Annotated in this window: 19 protein-coding genes; 12 read left to right on the top strand and 7 right to left on the bottom strand. The window is 69.8% G+C overall.

Translation table 11 applies throughout. The annotated features are described in order from the left end of the window. Window positions 1-195: 195 nt before the first annotated feature. Both ABZ192_RS39775 and ABZ192_RS39780 read left to right on the top strand, forming a co-directional pair. Window positions 196-852, top strand: a complete 657-nt coding sequence (locus ABZ192_RS39775) for a hypothetical protein (RefSeq protein WP_356929339.1) — start codon at window positions 196-198, stop codon at window positions 850-852. Window positions 853-1029: 177 nt separating this feature from the next. Next, window positions 1030-1578, top strand: coding sequence for a hypothetical protein (locus ABZ192_RS39780; RefSeq protein ID WP_356929340.1), 549 nt, complete (start codon window positions 1030-1032; stop codon window positions 1576-1578). 229 nt (window positions 1579-1807) lie between these two features. Here ABZ192_RS39780 and ABZ192_RS39785 read toward each other — a convergent pair whose 3' ends face one another. Beyond that, complete coding sequence (locus ABZ192_RS39785) at window positions 1808-2173, bottom strand: DUF192 domain-containing protein (RefSeq protein ID WP_356929341.1); 366 nt, start codon at window positions 2171-2173, stop codon at window positions 1808-1810. Window positions 2174-2491: 318 nt separating this feature from the next. Here ABZ192_RS39785 and ABZ192_RS39790 point away from each other — a divergent pair, with 318 nt between their 5' ends. From ABZ192_RS39790 to ABZ192_RS39810, 5 genes are all read left to right on the top strand, one after another. Then, window positions 2492-3151, top strand: coding sequence for a hypothetical protein (locus tag ABZ192_RS39790; RefSeq protein WP_356929342.1), 660 nt, complete (start codon window positions 2492-2494; stop codon window positions 3149-3151). Beyond that, the gene (locus ABZ192_RS39795; RefSeq protein ID WP_356929343.1) at window positions 3151-4167 is read left to right on the top strand and encodes a hypothetical protein; all 1017 of its coding nucleotides are present in this window, start codon (window positions 3151-3153) and stop codon (window positions 4165-4167) included. Before ABZ192_RS39790 ends, ABZ192_RS39795 begins: the two co-directional genes overlap by 1 nt. Before the next feature lie 539 nt (window positions 4168-4706). Then, complete coding sequence (locus tag ABZ192_RS39800) at window positions 4707-5585, top strand: LLM class flavin-dependent oxidoreductase (protein WP_356929344.1); 879 nt, start codon at window positions 4707-4709, stop codon at window positions 5583-5585. A gap of 95 nt (window positions 5586-5680) precedes the next feature. Continuing rightward, window positions 5681-6136, top strand: a complete 456-nt coding sequence (locus ABZ192_RS39805) for a GNAT family N-acetyltransferase (protein ID WP_356929345.1) — start codon at window positions 5681-5683, stop codon at window positions 6134-6136. Continuing rightward, on the top strand, window positions 6133-6933 hold the full coding sequence (locus ABZ192_RS39810; protein ID WP_356929346.1) for a class I SAM-dependent methyltransferase: 801 nt from the start codon (window positions 6133-6135) through the stop codon (window positions 6931-6933). Before ABZ192_RS39805 ends, ABZ192_RS39810 begins: the two co-directional genes overlap by 4 nt. 28 nt (window positions 6934-6961) lie before the next feature. On the opposite strand, the gene ABZ192_RS39815 is transcribed toward ABZ192_RS39810, so the two are convergent. Further along, entirely contained in the window at window positions 6962-8182 is a 1221-nt protein-coding gene (locus ABZ192_RS39815; protein ID WP_356929347.1) for a winged helix DNA-binding domain-containing protein, read from the bottom strand. 565 nt (window positions 8183-8747) lie between these two features. Here ABZ192_RS39815 and ABZ192_RS39820 point away from each other — a divergent pair. The 4 genes from ABZ192_RS39820 (at window position 8748) to ABZ192_RS39835 (ending at window position 14229) form a co-directional block, all read left to right on the top strand. After that, a complete protein-coding gene (locus ABZ192_RS39820; RefSeq protein ID WP_356929348.1) occupies window positions 8748-9521 on the top strand; it encodes an isoprenyl transferase in 774 nt (257 codons plus the stop codon). An 819-nt stretch (window positions 9522-10340) separates the two neighbouring features. Beyond that, the gene (locus ABZ192_RS39825) at window positions 10341-11666 is read left to right on the top strand and encodes a PhoH family protein (protein ID WP_356929349.1); all 1326 of its coding nucleotides are present in this window, start codon (window positions 10341-10343) and stop codon (window positions 11664-11666) included. Window positions 11667-12083: 417 nt separating this feature from the next. Next, window positions 12084-12785, top strand: coding sequence for a transglycosylase SLT domain-containing protein (locus ABZ192_RS39830; RefSeq protein ID WP_356929350.1), 702 nt, complete (start codon window positions 12084-12086; stop codon window positions 12783-12785). 136 nt (window positions 12786-12921) lie between these two features. After that, window positions 12922-14229: an AI-2E family transporter gene (locus ABZ192_RS39835; RefSeq protein ID WP_356929351.1), complete on the top strand. Its 1308-nt coding sequence runs from the start codon at window positions 12922-12924 to the stop codon at window positions 14227-14229. Window positions 14230-14385: 156 nt separating this feature from the next. Here ABZ192_RS39835 and ABZ192_RS39840 read toward each other — a convergent pair whose 3' ends face one another. Together ABZ192_RS39840 and ABZ192_RS39845 are read right to left on the bottom strand one after the other, a co-directional pair. After that, complete coding sequence (locus ABZ192_RS39840) at window positions 14386-14919, bottom strand: alkyl hydroperoxide reductase (protein WP_356929352.1); 534 nt, start codon at window positions 14917-14919, stop codon at window positions 14386-14388. Window positions 14920-14922: 3 nt separating this feature from the next. After that, a complete protein-coding gene (locus tag ABZ192_RS39845; protein WP_311679782.1) occupies window positions 14923-15477 on the bottom strand; it encodes a peroxiredoxin in 555 nt (184 codons plus the stop codon). Window positions 15478-15616: 139 nt separating this feature from the next. Here ABZ192_RS39845 and ABZ192_RS39850 point away from each other — a divergent pair, with 139 nt between their 5' ends. Next, entirely contained in the window at window positions 15617-16561 is a 945-nt protein-coding gene (locus ABZ192_RS39850; RefSeq protein ID WP_356929367.1) for a LysR substrate-binding domain-containing protein, read from the top strand. Between the two features lie 16 nt (window positions 16562-16577). On the opposite strand, the gene ABZ192_RS39855 is transcribed toward ABZ192_RS39850, so the two are convergent. The 3 genes from ABZ192_RS39855 to ABZ192_RS39865 are packed head-to-tail and all read right to left on the bottom strand — an operon-like array spanning window position 16578 to window position 20124. Next, entirely contained in the window at window positions 16578-18917 is a 2340-nt protein-coding gene (locus ABZ192_RS39855) for an FtsX-like permease family protein (RefSeq protein WP_356929353.1), read from the bottom strand. After that, window positions 18914-19603 (bottom strand): ABC transporter ATP-binding protein, encoded by a 690-nt coding sequence (locus ABZ192_RS39860; RefSeq protein ID WP_356929354.1) that lies wholly within the window; start codon window positions 19601-19603, stop codon window positions 18914-18916. Before ABZ192_RS39860 ends, ABZ192_RS39855 begins: the two co-directional genes overlap by 4 nt. Continuing rightward, on the bottom strand, window positions 19600-20124 hold the full coding sequence (locus ABZ192_RS39865; RefSeq protein ID WP_356929355.1) for a PadR family transcriptional regulator: 525 nt from the start codon (window positions 20122-20124) through the stop codon (window positions 19600-19602). Before ABZ192_RS39865 ends, ABZ192_RS39860 begins: the two co-directional genes overlap by 4 nt. Window positions 20125-20200: the final 76 nt, after the last annotated feature.

Genomic DNA, 20200 nt, shown 5'->3' on the forward strand with positions numbered 1-20200 from the left:
ACAAGCGCGACTACATCTTCAACGGCACCCTGACCGTCACCGCGATCGTGATCTGGCTCCGCGACACCGTCCAAGAGCCATCAGAAACGGCCTAGGACGCCCACGAGGGCTTTTCCATCGCGGCGTTGCTCCCATCGCCGGATAGCTTTGGTGCGTTCGCTGAAGCCAAGCCTCGCCTCTCACCGGGAGCCGACCGTGAACCGCCGCCCCACTTTCCTCGCAGCGCTCACGCTGACCGCCGCTGCGGCCCTGACGCTGTCCGCTTGCGGGAGCGATGACAGCTCCCAGGGCAAGGACAACGACAAGATCGCGGGAGCCGATACCGGTGCCGGCAACGCCTCGCCCAGCGCATCGGTCCAGCAGGCCGCCGGTCGCCCGGAGATCAAGCTGCCGTCCGACCTGACCATGACCTTCGAAGGCGGCAAGACGGATGACGCCGTCAAGGACGCCGTACTCGCTGACAACGCCGAGCGTATGCGCTCGGTCAACGCGGCGATTGCGGGAACGGACCCCAAGGCCGAGGCGCTGAACTTCTACAACACCGGCAGGGCGCTGGAGGCGGCCGCGGTCTGGGTGGACAAGTTCAAGAAGGCCGATCTCGGCATCACGGGCACCATCCGGTACTACGACCGGACCGTGACACTCGATGGCAGCAAGGCGGCCTCGGTCGTGTTCTGCGCCGATGAGAGCAAGGGCTACGCCAAGGACCTCAAGACGAACAAGCCGAAGGTCACCACACCCTCCGATGAGGACTTCATCCTTTACAACACGCGGTTGGAGAAAACCAGCGACGGGGTCTGGCAGACCACGCGCATCGTTTCGACCGCAGGAGCGAAGCAGTGCCTGAAGTGAAGCGGAGCGCGCTCGGAGGCCTGGGGGTCTGACCAGGACGACTCCGTTCCTCGCCCAGTTCGCCGATGAGGTAGCCGCGGCTGCCGGGCGCATGGTGCCAGCGACACGAGGGAATACTGCCTGCCGAACACCGGAGCCGAGGCACGCACGCCGGAGCACAGCACACGGGGGAAGTCCATGGCCGCGACGGCAGCACGCGGACTGCGCAGAAGTGGAGTTGTACTCGCCGCACTGATCGCCTTGACGGCGGCGGCCGGCTGCGGAAGCGACTCGGACGAGCCCGCGAAGGCATCGTCGTCCACACCCGGTGAGCGGCCGTCAAAGACCGATCCCGCAAAACGACCCGAGCGCACGCCCAAGCCCTCGGTGTCCGCCGCGGACGGCCGTGACATCACCGCCTGCGCGGACGGCAACTGCGAAATCGCGGTCTCCGAGCCGGTGAAAATCCCCTTCAAGGGTCCGCGCGGCCCGGCCACCCTGTCCGTCACCGAGGTCGGCCCGAACGCCATCGCGTACACGGTGAAGTCGGGCAACGGCCAGTCCAAGGGCAGCGCGAGCGGCCCGGGGCAGGGCTGTATCACCGTCCTCCGCAGCAACGGCAGCGGCAACTCGTGCGGCGGCCTCGGGGACGCTGATCGCCCGAGCCCGCAGCCGGACGCGGTGGTGATCCAGGCGGCGGCCGGGGAGGACGGTACGGCCGTCCTCCAACTCGTGTCGGACCGATGACCGTGCGGCTTTCCGCGCTTCATGGCTTCATCCTGAAGGCCCTGCCGGCCTGAGCTGCCGGGCGACCGAACGTACGCGTCGGGCGGGCCGCCGTGCCCCAGGCCAGATCTGTCCCGGGGCCCGGGCCGTGTCGAAGCAAGCCCCGGCCAAGAAGGTTGAAACTCGACATCTACGTGGAGGACGCCTGGTCAACAGGAGAGCCTGTCCGCGCCCGGCTGGGGGTGAAGTGTTAAGTGATGACCTCGACCGACACACCTCCCCGCACCCCCCACCCCGCCATCACCCCTGCCTCCGCCTCCACCACATGCCGGGCCCGCAGCCGCGGCATCCCCAACCGCCCCGGCCGCATGGTCCGCACGGCGATGACGCGAAGGTGCCGATCGAGATAGGCGACATCGATCGGCATGCGCATCCGAAAGGTGTGCACGCTGTTGGCGGGGGAGAGCAGGATCGCCCCCTCGACGGAGTCCCGCCCCAACAGCCCCTTCGTCCGGGCGCGGTAGGAGGTGGCGATCTCCAAAGGAACAGTGACAGGCCCTTCACCACCCCCATGTACGACCAGTTCCCCGCGACCGTCCCGCCAACGCCGCCCCATCCGGGCCCCCTCCGACCGCGCCGCCTGCCACTTGCCAACGGCTGTATGAACCCGAACGTATCCATGGAGGCGCAGGCCTCACATGGGTCCACGGGCCCACGCCCTTTGCTGGTTTCTGAGTGAAACGCCCGGCATGCCGTCACGCCTGACGGACGGATTGGCGCGTTATGCAACCGTTACGGCTTGAACTGGTCAGCGAAACGTCGATTCCTCCGCATACACCCCGTGAGTTGACAACCTTCACTCTGGTGCGGCTCCACACCGCTGTATAGCTTTGGTTCGCTCAAGAGAAGCCTCGCCTCTTAACGGGAGCCGACCGTGAACCGCCGCCCCACCCTCCTCGCAGCGCTCACGCTGACCGCCGCTGCGGCCCTGACGCTGTCCGCGTGCGGGAGTGATGACAGCTCCCAGGGCAAGGACAACGACAAGATCGCGGGAGCCGACACGGGTGCCGAGAAGTCGGCCTCCCCGAGCACGTCGGCACCTGCCTCCGCGGGCCGGCCGAAGATCGAGTTGCCGTCGGACGTCACGTACAAGTTCGAGTGGAAGAAGACCGGCGACCCGCAGAAGGACGCCGTGCTCAACGATGCCGAGCAGCGCATCAAGGCCGTGGACATGGCGATCGCCAAGCAGGACCCACTGGACAAGGCCTATCGCTTCTACTCGGAGGGCACGGCCGCCGCCGGAAGCCAGGAGTACATCCAGGAGTTCGTAGACCACAAGGCGCGCACGACCGGACTGACCCGGTACTACAACGAGCGCGTCGACCTCAAGGGTGATGGAACCGCCGCGCTCGTGTACTGCGAGGACCAGAGCAAGGCGTTCAACAAATTCCTGAAGACCGGTAAGACCGACATCACGCCGGTGACGAAGGACAGTTACGTCGTCTACGCCGGCACGCTGCGCAAGAACGACAAGGGCGTCTGGGTCACCGAGCGATTGATTTCGGAGCGGGGGAGCGCGAAGTGCCGGCCTTGATGAGAACCAATCGCCTGCTTTTCGTCGCGGGTCTTACGGCCCTCGCGCTGGCTGCCGCCGGCCCGGCCTCTGCGGAAAAGGGCTTCGGCGGCACGGACGGTCAATCGAACCAGGCCGCCAACGCCGGTAAGGACGGCACCCTTTCCGTCACCGCGGGCGGCGTCGTCTTCGACCGTTCGAAGAACGGAAGCGGTAACTCCGCGGGCGCGCTGACGTCGTCCACGTCCTGGACGCCCCCACCGTGCTGGTACGCGCCGAAGTACACCCCGGAACAGCTGCAGGAGTACCTGGAGCCGACCTGGGAGGCTGGTTCGACGGGCTACGAGTGGGACGCCAAGCAGCGGGACCGCTACGTCAAGGGGCATCCCTACAAGGACTTCAACAAGGACAAGACCGGCAAGGGCTACTTCTGGGACTCCTTCGTCAACAAGGACTTCCCCCCGGGCTGGGACTCCTGCGACGAACCCATCTTCTGGGTGGACCAGGGCGACCCCCCGCCCGCGAACATCAAGAATGCCGTCACCCCGAAGATCCTCGCCGAACTCGCCTACGCGGAGATCCGCGTCCCCAGCACCAAGGTGACCCTGGCCCCCGCCCAGGCGACCAAGGTCAACCTGCCGACCTGGGCCTGGCTGGACGGCGCCGAGTTCCAGCCGGTCTCCGTGACCGCCTCCGTCCCGGTGCTGGGCATCCAGGCGACCGCGACGGCGGAACCGGTGTCGCTCAGGATCGAACCGGGCACCAAGGACGCCGTGACCTACCCGGCCTCCGGCGTCTGCGACATCGACAACGGCCGCATCGGTGAGCCCTACGCCAAGGGCAAGGCGGACCGGACCCCGCCCTGCGGAGTGAAATACCTGCGCTCCTCGGGCGACGGCACCTACCCGCTCCAGGCCACCGTCACCTGGGAGATCCGGTGGACCGGCACCGGCGGAGCGGGCGGCGACCTGCCCGACGGCACCTTCGGCGCCACGCAGAACGTGGTCGTACAGGAGGTCCAGGCCGTCAACCGCTGACACCGAGGTCTGGTTCGCCGGGGATCCCCGCTTCGCGGCGTCATTGCTGTCCCCGGACGTCGACGCCTCTATGTCATCTGCCAGCGCTCGAGCTACGGAGGCATTCCTGCAGGAGCACAAGCAGCCGGCCCGCAGGCTGTCGAACGCGCCCGTCCCGCAGGTATCCGGGGGCGAGGGTGCGTCCTCGATGATGTCCACATCATCCTTCACGGTCATGCGCGGTCCGCATGGTGGCGCCGTCGTCTCGGGCGCGGTTATGAGATCGAGAAGACAGCCCAGGTGGCCGACATCTGGTCCGCGGGTGACCCACGATTTGCGGAGTCATCGCGGTACCCGGTCCCAAGCGCCTCTTCGTGCTTTACCAGCTCGCCGGGCTGAACGCCCGTACCGACGGGGAGCGGAGCGCTTCTCCCGAAGCGCTGGCGCGGGCCCGCCCTGCCGGAGTACGTCTCTCCACCTGACGTCGGCGTCCACAGGGCCCTCTCCTCACCTCGTGGAGGCGTTGTTCGTCGTCTTTCGGACTGGGTATGAAGGGCCCCATGACCACACTCGGCGCCGTCTTCCGACCCCAACTCGCCCCCGAGCGCCTGCGATCGGTCTGCGAAGTCGCGGACAGTGCGGGCCTCGAAGAGCTCTGGCTCTGGGAGGACTGTTTTCGGGAGGGGGGTATTTCGACCGCTGCCGCTGCCCTCGCCTGGACCGAGCGCGTGCGGATCGGTGTCGGGCTGTTGCCCGTGCCGTTGCGGAACGTTGCCATCACCGCCATGGAGGTGGCCTCGCTGCACCGGATGTTTCCGGGGCGGGCCATCGTCGGGGTGGGGCATGGCGTGCAGGACTGGATGGGGCAGGTGGGGGCGCGGGTCGAGTCGCCGGTGACCTTGTTGCGGGAGCATCTCGTCGTGCTGCGCGCTCTGCTGGGCGGGGCGCGGGTGACCACCGACGGGCGGTACGTCAGGCTCGACGATGTCGCCCTCGACTGGCCGCCGGAGGGCGGCGGGGGAGGGGTGCTGGCCGGGGCCACCGGGCCGCGTTCGCTGCGGCTCACCGGAGAGGCCGCCGACGGCACCATTCTCACCGCCTCCACCAATCCGGAGGGCGTGCGGAAGGCGCGGCAGCTCATCGCGGAGGGCAGGGAGGCGGCCGGTCGGGGGGCGGGGCGGCATCCTGTCGTCGTGTATCTGCTCACCGCCACCGGGGCCGACGCCGGCGACCGGCTGCGTGCCGAACTGGCCGACGAAGGGCTCGAATCCGTTCCGGATCTCGGTGTCGCCGGGGACGCCGGTGCCGTGGCCAAGGCCGTCGAGCGGCTGGCCGAGGCCGGGGCCGACACGGTGGTCCTCCAGCCCACCGGTGACGAACCGGACCCCGAAGGTTTCGTGCGGTTCGCCGCCGAGGAAGTACGGCCGCTCGTTCCGTAGGCCCAAGACACCGGCAGCCCTGAGGCAAGGCAGACCGCTGCAGTGCGACGGCTTCCGCGGTGTCGTTGTCAGTGGTCGGTGCCACACTCATCGGCATGACTACCGAAGACGTACGGCTGCGCGATGTCGTGGAAGACGATCTCGAAGCGTTCTGCGCCTACGAGCAGGATCCCGAGGCAGCCCGGCGGTCGAGGTTCACGCCCCGGCCGCGGGAGGCCTTCATGGCGCACTGGAAGCAGCGCGTCCTCGGCGACGACGCCAACTGCGTGCAGACCGTGACCGTGGACGGTGAGGTCGCCGGCAGCTTCGTCGCCTGGTGGGAGGAGGACCGCCGCTTCCTGGGGTACTGGCTCGGCCGCGCATACTGGGGACGCGGCATCGGCACCAGAGCCCTGGAACTCTTCCTGGAGCGGGAGCAGAACCGGCCCCTGCACGCCGATCCCTTCAGCGGTAACACCGCTTCCGTACGTCTCCTCGAGAAGCACGGCTTCCGTCCCGCCGGCACCGTCCAGTACGAAGACGACGAGCACGTCCTGCTCGTTCTGACGTGACCGTGCACCGCACCTTCGAAGACCTCGTCGCCGAAGGCGCCCGTGTCCCCACCGAAGGCTGGGACTTCTCCTGGTTCGAGGGGCGGGCCAGCGAAGCCCGGCCCTCCTGGGGGTACGCGACATCGGCGGCCGCACGGCTGGGGCGGGCGTCTGCCGTGCTCGACATCCAGACCGGCGGCGGGGAAGTGCTGGACTTCGCTCTCGCCCAGGCCCCGAAGCGGCCCCCGCTCGTCGTCGCCACCGAGGGCTGGCCGCCGAACGTGGCCAAGGCGACCGCCCTGCTCCGTCCGCGCGGAGTCGCGGTCGTCGCCGCGCCCGAGGACGCCGCGTTGCCCTTCGCCGACGGCGCCTTCGACCTGGTCGTGAGCCGGCATCCCGTCCGCCCGCACTGGGGCGAGATCGCCCGCGTCCTCCAGCCCGGAGGGACGTACTTCGCCCAGCACGTGGGACCGGCCAGCGTCTTCGAGCTCGTCGAGCACTTCCTCGGGCCCCAGCCGGACGAGGCGCGCAGCGGCCGGCACCCCGAGCGCGAGCGGGCCGACGCCGAGGCCGCGGGGCTCGACGTCGTCGATCTGCGGGCGGAGCGGCTCCGCATGGAGTTCCACGACATCGGCGCGGTCGTGCACTTCCTGCGGAAGGTGGTGTGGATGGTGCCCGGCTTCACCGTCGAGGCGTACGAGCCGCAGCTTCGCGCACTGCACGAACGGATCCGGTCCGACGGGTCCTTCGTCGCCCACAGCACCCGGCACCTCTTCGAGGCCCGCAAGCCGGGCCATCCCAGCGCCCCACCCACCTGACTCAGCCGCGCCTCACCGCAGCCGTCCCTCACGCATGCGGGCCCACCTTCACCTCTCCCACCACCAACTCCGCCTTCGCCTCCAGCACCTCGCCCACCCGCTCCACCTGCTCACCCAGCTCCCGTTCCTGCCGTGCCGTCAGCCGGACGAGTGGCTCGACGGTGACGGTCGTACGACGGCCCTGACGCCGCTGGTGCCAGACGCCCGCCACCACCCCGTCGACCAGCAGCACGGGATGGTTACCCGCCTGGCCGCCCGCCAGGGCACGCTCGTAGGCCGCACCGGGGAACAGCCGCTCGCGGGGCTGCCCGGCGATGACGTACGCGTCGAAGTACGGCAGCAGCCGCACGCCCCGCGCGGGCCCGTCCGGGAAGCCGGTGTCCCCGCCGGCCACCCACGCCCGCGCGCCCTCGAAGTCGACCTCTTCGATGCCACCCTCGGCGGCCAGCTCCTTGAACACGGTGCCGGCCCAGCCGGCCGGCGCCGCCAGCCACTTCGCGAAGTGCTGCGGGGTCGCCGGTCCGTACGCATACAGGTAGCGGCGTACGAACGTCCCCAACGCCCCGCCCGTCCCCCCGCCCGTCCGTCCGGTCGTCCCTCCGCCCGTCCCTCGGGCCGGGTCCGTGGCCGGGTACATGGCCGGGTCCACGGTCGGCGGGCGCGTGTACGTCGCCTTCCGGCCGCGGTTCGGGCCAAAGCACAGCGTGCCCGCCCAGCCCGCCCGGTGCAGCACCTGCCGCCAGCGCGGCCAGAGGTCCTGGAAGGCCGGCATCACGCGGTCGCCGGCCCACGGGCCCGTCCGCGCGACGATCTCCTCGGTCAGTTCGTCGAGCGTCAGGCACGTGTCCTCGAGTGCTTCCCCGATCGCCGCCACGACCTGTGCGGACTGTTCCTCGGTGAGCCGTACGTCGGGCGGCAAAGGGCTCGGCCCGGTCGGGATCGCGGTCAGCGCGGCCGACCAGAGGGGGATTTCCCGGGCCGGGAGGAGATGCACGGTGCCGCGTGGACCGTATGTCTTGATCAGTGACCGTTCGTCCCAGAGAGCCGTCCGTACGTCCGTCCTGGTCAGCCCGGACACCCGCACGCCCACCGACACCTCGGCCGCGGACAGCACCTGCGCGTGCGCCCCCATCAGCGCCCCGACCACCTCGGCGACCGGCGTCCCGTCCCCCGCCGGCGCGGCCAGGAACTGCCGCTCGGCCCGCCGTGCGCTCGCCGCGTCCCATGTGATCCCAGAGATCGTCGTCATGGCACGACGCTAGACCCGCAAGAGGACAGAAGCTGACCTATTTAGGGGCGGGGGGCAAGGGCATGTTGGGGGCGACGTCACCCGTTGGGGGCATACGGGGACAAGTCGGCGAGTGCGCCTCAAGATGTCGGCACATCATCCGGATCCTCTCTCAGGGCGCACGATTTCCCTCCGTATGGGCAGCGTGCGGGCTGTGTGGGGGCTGCGTTTCGGACAGAGGTGAGCTGTGAGGCGAGCGGTTCCGCGGGCATCAGCCCGTCGTCGGGCGGCTTCGGAGAGTAGTTGTGGCACGCCGATGCACGCAGCATCACTTACAAAGGGTTATGGTGGAAACCCCCCCTCGGGCCGGTCCGTCTCCCCCCCACGGACCGGCCCGTTTTTTTGTGCGCCGAGGTCGCCCGGAACACCGGCCGGAATTCTGCGTTCCGCACCCGTGGGCGGCCCACGGCGCCAGCAGGGGTAGGCTTCGCCTCCGGGGACTGCCACACGGACAGGGACCGCCCGCGGCCACGACCGGGCCGCATGCCGCGGCCTGTCCGATCCGTACGGAGGGGCTGACGATCACGTGAACCTGCGCGACAAGCTGCGTGGCCTGCTGGTCAGGCTGTACGCACGCCGGGTGGAAGGCCACCTGGACCACGCTCAGGTGCCCAAGCACATCGGCGTCATCATGGACGGCAACCGGCGCTGGGCGAAGGCCGCCGGTTCCAGCACCGTCCACGGCCACCGGGCCGGTGCCGAGAAGATCGAGGAGTTCCTCGGCTGGTGCAGTGAGACCGACGTCGAGGTCGTGACCCTCTGGCTGCTGTCCACGGACAACTTCGACCGGCCGCAGGAGGAGCTTGTCCCCCTGCTCGGCATCATCGAGGATGTCGTGCGCACCCTGGCCGCCGACGGCCGCTGGCGCGTGCACCACGTGGGCACGCCCGATCTGCTGCCCTCCGGGATGCAGACGGTGCTGAAGGAGGCCGAGGAGGCCACCGCGCACGTCGACGGGATAGTGGTCAACGTCGCCATCGGCTACGGCGGCCGCCAGGAGATCGCCGACGCCGTGCGCTCCATGCTGCTCGACGCCCAGGACCGGGGCACCTCGATGGAGGAGCTCGCCGAGGCCGTCGACATCGACATGATCGGGCGTCACCTCTACACGAGCGACCAGCCCGACCCCGACCTGGTGATCCGCACCAGCGGTGAGCAGCGCCTGTCCGGATTCATGCTCTGGCAGACCGCGCACTCCGAGTACTACTTCTGCGACGTGTTCTGGCCGGCCTTCCGCAAGGTCGACTTCCTGCGCGCCATGCGCGACTACGCCGCCCGCCACCGCCGCTTCGGCGGCTGAACCGCGCTACGCCGCCCGCCCTCGGCGGCCATGAGGCCGGAACGGCGCTACGCCGCCCGCTCGCGGCGGCCACGAGGGCTGGACCCCGCCGCCATGCCGGCCCTCGGCGGGGATGACGGCTGGACCCCGCCGCCATGCCGACCCCTCGCGACGACGGCTCGACCCCGCCATGCCCGGCCCCCTCCCGGCGCTTCGGCGGCTGGACCGCTTCACCGCCCGCCCCCGGCGCCCACGGCAGCCGACCCGCGTTTCACCGCCCGCCCCCGGCGCCCACGGCAGCCGACCCGCGCTTCACCGCACTCTCCGGGCGGCGACGAGGCTGAACCGCGCTACGCCATTGGCTGAACCTTGCTATGCCGCCCGCCCCCGGCGCCCACCGCAGCCGACCCGCGTTTCACCGCCCGCCCCCGGCGCCCACCGCAGCTGACCCGCGCTCCGGCGCGCGCCGCCGGACGTGGGACTTCGCGGGGCCGCGCGGGCCGCCGGGTACCGCGGTCGCGGCACGTCGCAAACCTTCCCGGTACCCCTCCGAAGGCGCGCGTAACGCGGAATTCACCGGACCGCCGTCATATGCCGTGGCATGGCGACGCCCGTTCGAGGGCATAAGCCAGTCAGGTCGATGCCCGATCCCCGGGTGTCGGATCTCAGCGGACGGCACGGGGCCGTCCGCCCGGGAGGCCCTTTGCACCAGCCCGATCGTGCGGTCACAGCACGGACGAAGAGGCGGAGGGCCGGTTCTCGGCCCGCGCAGGGCGGCCGACGACCGGTCCAGCTCCACTCCGTCGCTCCCCGACCTCATCCGAGGGGGTACGTCCTTCCGTGGTGACCAGCACAAAGCGCCACAAGCCCGACCGGCGCACCTATGTTCTCGACACCAGCGTCCTGCTGGCCGACCCGAACGCCCTGAGCCGCTTCGACGAGCACGAGGTCGTGCTTCCCATCGTCGTGGTGACGGAACTGGAGGCCAAGCGGAACCATCCCGAACTCGGCTACTTCGCCCGGCAGGCCCTGCGCCTGCTCGACGACTACCGGGTGCGGTACGGCCGCCTCGATGCCCCCATCCCCACCGGGGACCTCGGCGGAACCGTCCGTGTCGAGCTCAATCACTCGGACCCCAGCGTGCTGCCCAGCGGCTACCGCCTGGGGGACAACGACTCCCGCATCCTCGCGGTCGCCCGCAACCTCCAGGCCGAGGGGTTCGACGTCACCGTCGTGTCCAAGGACCTCCCGCTCAGGATCAAGGCGTCCTCGGTCGGGCTCCTGGCCGAGGAGTACCGCGCGGAGCTCGCCATCACGGACTCCTCCGGCTGGACCGGAATGTCCGAACTGACCCTGACCGGCGAGCAGGTGGACATCCTCTTCGAGGAGGGGCACGTCTACGTCCCCGAGGCCGCCGACCTGCCGGTGCACACGGGTCTGATGATCCAGTCGGAGCGCGGCAAGGCGCTCGGGCGGGTCACGGCCGAGGGGAACGTCCGTGTCGTACGCGGGGATCGTGAGGCGTTCGGCATCAAGGGCCGCAGCGCCGAGCAGCGGATCGCACTCGACCTGCTGCTCGATCCGGACGTCGGGATCGTGTCGATGGGCGGCCGGGCCGGCACCGGAAAGTCGGCGCTGGCCCTGTGCGCGGGTCTGGAGGCGGTGCTGGAGCGCCGTCAGCACCAGAAGGTGATGGTCTTCCGTCCGCTGTACGCGGTGGGCGGCCAGGAGCTCGGCTACCTGCCCGGCTCCGAGGCGGAGAAGATGAGCCCCTGGGCGCAGGCGGTGTTCGACACGCTGTCGGCGGTCACCAGCCGGGAGGTCATCGAGGAGGTCACCGCCCGAGGGATGCTGGAAGTGCTGCCGCTCACCCACATCCGCGGCCGCTCGCTGCACGACGCGTTCGTGATCGTCGACGAGGCGCAGTCGCTGGAACGGAACGTACTTCTTACCGTTCTGTCCCGTATCGGAGCCAATTCACGGGTGGTTCTCACCCATGACGTGGCGCAGCGGGACAATCTGAGGGTCGGCCGATACGACGGAGTCGTCGCCGTCGTCGAGAAGCTGAAGGGTCATCCGCTTTTCGCGCACGTGACCCTGACCCGGTCCGAGAGGTCGCAGATCGCTGCTCTTGTGACCGAAATGCTCGAAGACGGACACATCTGACCGTCCTGCCCTGAACGGGGGCGGTTACGCAGTAGTTGGCGCCGTCCGGAAAGGCGAAGAGCCTAGCCGGGCGGCGCCTTCGTGTGTGGGCTTTTCTGTGAATCTCCCGCGTCAAACGGGATGTGAGCTTTCACACGCAACTCGGAATTGCCTTGCCCCGTCGAGTTGCGGCAGAGTCTCACTCCTGTCAGGCCCCGCATACGACACACCTGTACCCCCAGCGGTACGGCACCACTAAGAGCACAGCTTCAACTTCATAGCGATGTCGTATGCCGCCCGAGCATTACGCGGCGCTCCCGTGAGGGAGTTGCCCACCGGGCCCGTGCCTCCCGTGACCCGCAGTTGGGGAGGCCAGTGCCAGGGGCACGATTGCGTCCGCGAGGGTCACCGAAGCGGGCGATGCTGGAAGGAAACCGTGTGAGCCGGATCTCGGTCCGGGGATTCGCAGTGGCTTCGGCCACGGCGGTCACCGCTGTCGGAAGCGTCGTCGGTGTTGCCTCGGGCAGCACCGCGCAGAACAACGACGCCGAAGCGACGGCCAGCGGCACCACGCTGCTCGCAGACATTCCCGCGGGCCAGCAGGCCCAGGTGCAGACGGCGTCGCTGACCCAGCAGGCCGACGCACAGGCCATCGCCGCCGACGCGAGCGCGAAGAAGGACGCCGAGGAGGCCGCCCGCAAGGCTGCCGCCGAGACGGCCATCGCCAAGAAGAAGGAAGCCGCCGAGAAGGCCGCCGCGGCCGAGAAGGCCGCCAAGGAGCGCGCGGAGGCCAAGGAGGCCGCCAGCCGTTCCAAGGACATCTCCGACTTCCCCGTCGCGACCTCCTACTCCATCGCGCAGATCCAGGCGATGGCGCGGCAGATGGTGCCGGCGGGTCAGTTCCAGTGCTTCAGCAACATCGTGGACCACGAGTCCGACTGGAACTACAAGGCGGTCAACCCTTCCTCCGGGGCCTACGGCATGTTCCAGGCGTTGCCCGGTACCAAGATGTCGTCGGCCGGTGCCGACTGGCGGACCAACCCGGCCACCCAGATCAAGTGGGGCCTGAACTACATGAACGACCGCTACGGCAGCCCGTGTGACGCCTGGTCGTTCTGGCAGGCCAACAACTGGTACTGAGCCCGCGGCCCTGAGCCGCATCCATCCTCAGCGCAAGCCCCTCACCGTCGTACGGTGAGGGGCTCGCGCCATGTACGGTCTTGACGGACGACTCCAGGGGGGAGTGGTGCGGAGAGACGGGGGAAAAGGACGGATCATGTCGCGAGTGCCAGGGTGGCTCGGCCGGCTCGGTGCCGGACTGACCGAGATGAGCGAGCGGTGGAACGAACGCCGCGCCGAGGCCGAACGGGAGCGGGACGAGACCGAGTCCCGGACGTCGTCCGACGAACACGTGCCGCCGCCCTCGGACTACGCGCCCGACGTACCCGCCCGGCCCGACCCCGCGCTGGCCGTGCCGTGGGGGGTGCGCGTCGCGGCGGAGGCCGGCTGGCGGCTGCTCGTCCTCGCCGGCACGCTGTGGGTGCTGATGCGGATCATCAGCGCCGTCCAGCTGGTGGTGCTGGCGTTCGTGAGCGCGCTGCTCATCACCGCGATCCTCCAGCCGACCGTGGCGCGGCTGCGGCGGCTCGGGGTGCCGCGCGGGCCGGCCACGGCGCTGACGGCGATCCTCGGCTTCGTCGTCATGGGACTGATCGGCTGGTTCGTGACCTGGCAGGTCATGGAGAACATCGACGACCTCTCGGGCCAGATCCAGGACGGCATCGACGAGTTGCGGAACTGGCTGCTGAACAGCCCTTTCCACGTCACGGACAAGCAGATCAACGAGATCGCCAAGAACCTGCGGGAGGCGGTCGGCGCGAACACCGACCAGATCACCTCGGCGGGGCTGGAGGGCGTGACGGTCGTCGTCGAGTCGCTGACGGGGATTCTGCTGGCGGTCTTCTCGACGCTGTTCCTGCTCTACGACGGCAAGCGGATCTGGGAGTGGACGCTGAAGCTGGTGCCGGCGGCGGCGCGGCCGGGGGTGGCCGGGGCCGGGCCGGCGGCGTGGCGGACGCTGACGGCGTATGTGCGGGGCACGGTGATCGTCGCGCTGATCGACGCGATCTTCATCGGGCTGGGGATCTACTTCCTCGACGTGCCGATGGCCGTACCGCTGGCGGTGTTCATCTTCCTGTTCGCCTTCATCCCGCTGGTGGGTGCGGTGGTGTCCGGGGCGCTTGCGGTCGTCGTGGCGCTGGTCACCCAGGGGGTGTTCACGGCTGTCATGACGCTGGTGGTGGTGCTGGCGGTGCAGCAGATCGAGGGCCACATCCTGCAGCCGTTCATTCTGGGGCGGGCGGTGCGGGTGCATCCGCTGGCCGTGGTGCTGTCCGTGGCGTGCGGGGGGATGGTGGCCGGGATCGGGGGTGCGGTGGTGGCCGTGCCGTTGGTGGCCGTGACGAACACGGTGGTGGGGTATCTGCGGGCGTATTCGCGGAAGTCGGCGTTGCGGCATTCCGTCCGCCCACGGGGTGCTACGGCGATGAGTGCGGAGCCCCGACAGGAGCCACCGTCGGAGTAGCCCGGCTCCCAGGGGGCTCCGCCCTGGACCCCCGGACCTATGCCCACCCCCCGCCCGAAGCGGTCGGACAAGAAGACGAACTCGAAAAGCGGGCAGGGCCCCCACCCACCGGTCAAGTGGGCGGGGGCCCTGCAATGCGGGGCGTACAGCCGGGGGTTACTCGGCCAGTACCGCCTCGGCGTCCAGCGTCACGCCGACCGCCTGGATCACGGACGCGATCTTGAACGCCTCCTGGATGACCTCGCGGTCGAGGCCGGCCTTGCGCAGGACCTGCTCGTGGGAGTCCAGGCACATGCCGCAGCCGTTGATGGCGGAGACCGCGAAGGACCACAGCTCGAAGTCGACCTTGTCGACGCCCGGGTTGCCGATGACGTTCATCCGCAGGCCCGCGCGCAGGTTGCCGTACTCGTGGTCCGACAGCAGGTGCCGCGTGCGGTAGAAGACGTTGTTCATCGCCATCACCGCGGCGGCGGACTTGGCGGCCGTGTACGCCTCGGGCGACAGGTTGGCCTTCGCCTCCGGCTCCAGCTCGCGCAGCACGATCGGGGAGCGCGAGGCGATCGCGGTCGCCAGGACCGTGCCCCACAGCTGCTGGGCCGGGAGGTCGGAGTTGCCGATGACCGAGCCCAGGTTGAGCTTCAGGTCCTTGGCGTAGTCCGGGATGCGGGACTTCAGGGAGTCGAGGGACATGCCTCACTCACCAGCCAGCAGCTTGACGGGGTCGAGGGTCTCGTCGCCCTTCGACCAGTTGCAGGGGCACAGCTCGTCCGTCTGGAGGGCGTCCAGGACCCGCAGGACCTCCTTCGGGTTACGGCCGACCGAACCCGCGGTCACCATCGAGAACTGGATCTCGTTGTTCTGGTCCACGATGAACACCGCGCGCTTGGCGAAGCCGTCCTCCCCCTCGATGCCGAGGTCGCGCATCAGCTCGTGCTTGGAGTCGGCCATCATCGGGAACGGCAGGTCGCGCAGGTCGTCGTGGTCCTTGCGCCAGGCGTGGTGGACGAACTCGGAGTCGCCGGAGAAGCCGAGGACCTGGGCGTCGCGGTCGGCGAACTCGTCGTTCAGCTTGCCGAAGGCGGCGATCTCGGTCGGGCACACGAAGGTGAAGTCCTTGGGCCACGCGAAGATGACCTTCCACTGACCCTCGTAGGTCTTGTGGTTGATCTGCTGGAACTCCTTGCCCTTCTCCAGCGAGACGCAGGCGGTCAGATCGAACTCGGGGAACTTGTCACCGACAGTGAGCACACGCTCTCCTTGCAGCGAAGAAACACCCGGATTGCGGGTGTTTCCCATGGGTTGGACGTTATTGATGTTGGCACAGGGTCGATTGATTACGGAAATAGCTACACTCGGTCGAGTTGATCGGAGGTAGTTATCAGTGACTGTGGGTAATAAGCGCAGGCAGCCCAGCCTCGCCCAGCTGCGGGCCTTCGCAGCGGTCGCCGAGCACCTGCACTTCCGGGACGCCGCCGGGGCCATCGGCATGAGTCAGCCCGCTCTCTCGGGCGCCGTCTCGGCGCTGGAGGAGACACTCGGAGTGACGCTCCTCGAGCGTACGACGCGCAAGGTGCTGCTCTCACCCGAGGGCGAGCGGATCGCCGTACGGGCCAAGGCGGTACTGGCCGAGGTGGGCGCGCTCATGGAGGAGGCCGAGGCGGTCCGGGCGCCGTTCACGGGCGTGCTGCGGCTGGGGGTCATCCCGACCGTGGCCCCGTATCTGCTGCCCACCGTCCTGCGGCTCGTCCACGACCGGTATCCGCACCTCGACCTCCAGGTGCACGAGGAGCAGACCGCCAGCCTGCTCGACGGCCTCACCAGCGGCCGGCTCGATCTGCTGCTGCTCGCCGTACCGCTGGGCGTGCCGGGCGTGGACGAACTACCGCTGTTCGACGAGGACTTCGTGCTCGTCACCCCGCTCGACCACCCGCTCGGCGGACGCGAGGGCATCGCGCGCGAGGCGCTGCGCGAGCTGAACCTGCTGCTGCTGGACGAGGGGCACTGCCTGCGCGACCAGGCCCTCGACATCTGCCGGGAGGCCGGCCGCGAGGACGCCCCGGTCACCACGACCGCCGCCGGGCTGTCCACCCTGGTGCAGCTCGTCGCGGGCGGGCTCGGTGTCACGCTGCTGCCGCGCACCGCCCTCAAGGTCGAGATCTCCCGCAGCAACCAGCTCCTGACCGGGTACTTCACCGACCCGGCCCCCACCCGCAGGGTCGCTCTGGCGATGCGGGCGGGGGCCGCGCGCGGCGCGGAGTACGAGGAACTGGCGGCGGCGCTGCGGCAGGCCCTGCGGCCCCTGCCCGTACGGGTCCTCGACCAGGACGCCTGAAGGACGGTGCGTGCGGCTACTCCGTGCGCAGTCCGTCCGGCCGCATCATCCTCAGCAGCGGCGGCAGGCTCAGCAGCGTCACCACGAGGACGACGCCCGCGCCGATGCCGGTCATCGACAGCACGCTCGGCCAGTCCACCCGGACCGACGTGTTGGTCATCCGCAGCAGGACCGCGCCCAGGGCCATGCCCACCGTCGCGGCGAGCAGCAGGCCCAGTCCGATCGGGATCGCCGTCTGCCACAGCACCGACAGGCTGAGGGTCCGGCGCCGGGTGCCGAAGGCGACCAGCGACGACAGCAGCTTGCGGCGTTCGCGCAACTGCTCCAGCTGCGAGACCAGCAGGCTCGCCCCGATCAGCGCCAGCACGCAGGCGGCGCCGACGGACAGGCCGGTGCGGATGGTGGCGTAGCGGTCGTTGCTCTCGATGCTGTTCCAGGTCATCGGCTGGGCCGTCGGGTCGAGCCGCGTGGCCGTGTTGCGCACGTACTCGTACGCGTCGGGCACGGAACGGTCGAGGCTCAGGTAGAGCTGTGTGGAGGCGAGCGGACCGAGCTTCCCGGGCAGCGCGCCGGGTGTGATCAGGATGCCGCCGCGCTCGTACCCGGTGGGATCCTCCCGGGCCTGGGCCTGCCGGATGTCCTGCGGCACGGTCCAGGAGACCCGGCGGTCGTCGGAGCGGGAGGTGTCGGCCGGGTCGGCCCACAGGGTGGTGCCGGGCTTGGCCATCGCGTCGGTTCCGGTGTCCTCCTCCGCGCCCTGGACGGCGAAGACGTCACCGTCGCGGCAGGACGGCAGCGTGGCCACCTCGCGCAGCGACGCGCAGTCGGCGACGGTGAAGCGGACGTAGGTGTCCCCCTCGCCCCGTCGGTCGCCGAGGTAGCCGTCGGACAGTACGGTGACCCTCCGCACGCCCTCGGTGGTACGGAACTCCTCGGCGACGGAGGCGGGTTCGGCTCCGTCCGGCACGTTCACCTGCATCTGGGCCCGGGAGACGTCGTACTGCGACGCCCTGGTGTAGTTGCCCTCCACACCGGCGAACAGCATCTGCAGCGCGATCGCCCCGGCCACCGCCACCGCGATGCCGTTGACCATCCGGGCCGCCGCACCGCTGCTCAACTGAAGCCTGCGCACAGCCAGTTGCCAGGCGACCCCGCCCGAGCCGAGCCGGGCCACGACCGTCTCCACCACCCAGGGCAGCAGGGCCGTGACACCGACCAGGAGGAGCATCACGCCGCCGACGACGAGGTACTGATTGAACTCCCCACTGTCGTCGCCCTGCCCGATCATCGGGAAGAGCAGGGCGAGCCCGCCGAGCGGCAGCAGCAGCCGCCACCACAGCCGGCGCCGCGCGGGCTTGGCCGTGCGGACCACGCCGAGCGGCTCGATGACCACCCCGCGCAGGGCGAGGATCGTCACCACGACAGCGGCCGCGGGCACCACCAGCGCGACCAGAAGGGCCAGCCCGGGCGAGGGGTTCAGATAGCTCGGGAACACACTGACGTGGAACACCTCGACGGAAGCCGCCAGTTGCCGCCCCAGCAGGAAGAAGCCGGCTCCGAGGACGAGTCCCAGCACCGAACCGGCGAGCGCCTCGCCGGCGGCGATCCGCCGGGTCATCCGGCTGTCGGAACCCACCAGCCGCAGCGCCGCGAGCCTGCGGTCACGCCGTTCGCCGCCGAACCGTACGGCCGCGGCGATGAACACGGCGACCGGCATCAGCAGCACCACGAAGACGACCAGGACCAGCAGGAGCAGCACCGGGTCCCAGGGATCGGACGGCGCCAAATCCGGGTTGCCGAAGCTGTCGATCCGCGCCCCACTGGCGAGGCCGTCCAGCAGCTTCTCGAGCCCCGTGCCGCCCGCGAAGTAGGCGAGTTCCTGGGAGCCGACGAGCCCCTGCTCGCCGATGGTGCCCGCGATCCGGTAGTTCAGCCGCTCCCGCAGCAGCTTGCCGTCGTCGGAGGCGAGCAGCTCCTTCAGCGCGGGGGAGACGACCATCTCGCCCGCGGCCGGGAACCGCGCGACCCCCGGGGGCAGCGGAGCCCGCGGGCCCTCCGCCTCCAGCATCCGGCCGCGCACGTCCTGGTCCCGGAACGTGGTGTCCGAGTCCAGGACGATCAGGGTGTCGTCGGCCTTCGGTATCTTCTGCTGGCTGAAGGTGTGGTCGCTGCGCGCCTCCTCGCGCCGGCCTCGTTCCGCCAGCGCGTTCGGGAGGGCGGTGGTGAGCAGCAGCAGTGCCACGCCGAGCCCGACGCCGACGGCCGTCAGCAGCGCCCGGATCCACCCCTCGCGTCCGCCCGCGAAGGCGAACCGGACCCCCATGGAAAGATCCCGCGCCCACTGACCGGCGCTCATACGACGCGCTCCATGTCCCGGGACTTGCCGTCGCGTACGACGATCTCGCGGTCGGAGTAGGCGGCCACCCGGGCCTCGTGGGTGACGAGCACCACGGCCGTGTTGGCGGACCGGGCGGCGTCCGTGAGCAGCTCCATCACGCGCTCGCCGTTGAAGGAGTCGAGCGCGCCGGTCGGTTCGTCGGCGAACACCACGCGCGGGTTGGTGACCAGCGCGCGGGCGACGGCGACCCGCTGCCCCTGGCCGCCGGACACCTCTCCGGGCCGCTTCTTGCGCAGCTCGTCGACCTCCAGCCGCTCCATCCACGCCAGCGCGGTCCGCTCGGCCTCCTTGCGGGACGACCCGTTCAGGCGCATCGGGAGCGCCACGTTCTCCACGCAGGTGAGTTCGGGCACCAGCTGGCCGAACTGGAACACGAACCCGAACTCCGAGCGCCTGAGCGCACTGCGCTCGGCGTCGCTCATCGCCGTCACCTCACGCCCGTTGTACGTGATCGAGCCCGAGTCGGGCGTCACGATCCCGGCGAGGCAGTGCAGCAGCGTCGACTTGCCCGACCCGGACGGGCCCATCACGGCGACGACCTCGCCCGGGTGGATGGAGAACTCGGCACCGTCGAGCGCGGTGGTCGGCCCGTACGCCTTGCGCAGGTCCTGGGCGGTGAGCAGCGAACCAGCGGGTATCGTCACCGGGTCACCGCCTCACGGAGCTTGTCCAGGCGGGCGGCGGTCAGTTCCAGCCAGCGCAGGTCCGCCTCCAGGTGGAACAGGGCGTGGTCGCAGATCAACTGGTCGGCCAGATCGCCCTTGCGCTTGCGGTCGGTGAGGATCCGCATGCTGCGCAGGTGCTCCGAGCGCTGCGTGTCGAGGATGTCGGCGGCGTCGCGGTGGGTGAGCAGCGCGAGGACGACCTTGGTGTAGAGGGTCGACTGGAGGTACGGCTCCGGCTTCTCCGGCGTCGCCAGCCACCGCTCGACGTCGGTGATGCCGGCCTCGGTGATCGCGTACCGCTTGCGCTCGGGGCCGCCGCCGGTCTCGATGCCGTCGACCTCGACGAGCCCGTTCTTCAGCAGCCGGGACATCGTCGAGTAGACCTGGCCGTAGTGCAGAGGCCGGTCGTGACCGAACTTCTCGTCGAAGGCCCGCTTCAGGTCGTAACCGTGGCGCGGGCCGGACTCCAGGAGCCCCAGGAGAGTGTGACCGATGGACATGACCAGGACTGTACACGGGGTGTATACGCGGCATGTATACGCCGAGTGTGCAGTTCATGGCGTGTGGTACGACCTC

Origin of the sequence: Streptomyces sp. NPDC006235 (genome assembly GCF_040613735.1) — a bacterium.
Lineage (GTDB): Bacteria > Actinomycetota > Actinomycetes > Streptomycetales > Streptomycetaceae > Streptomyces.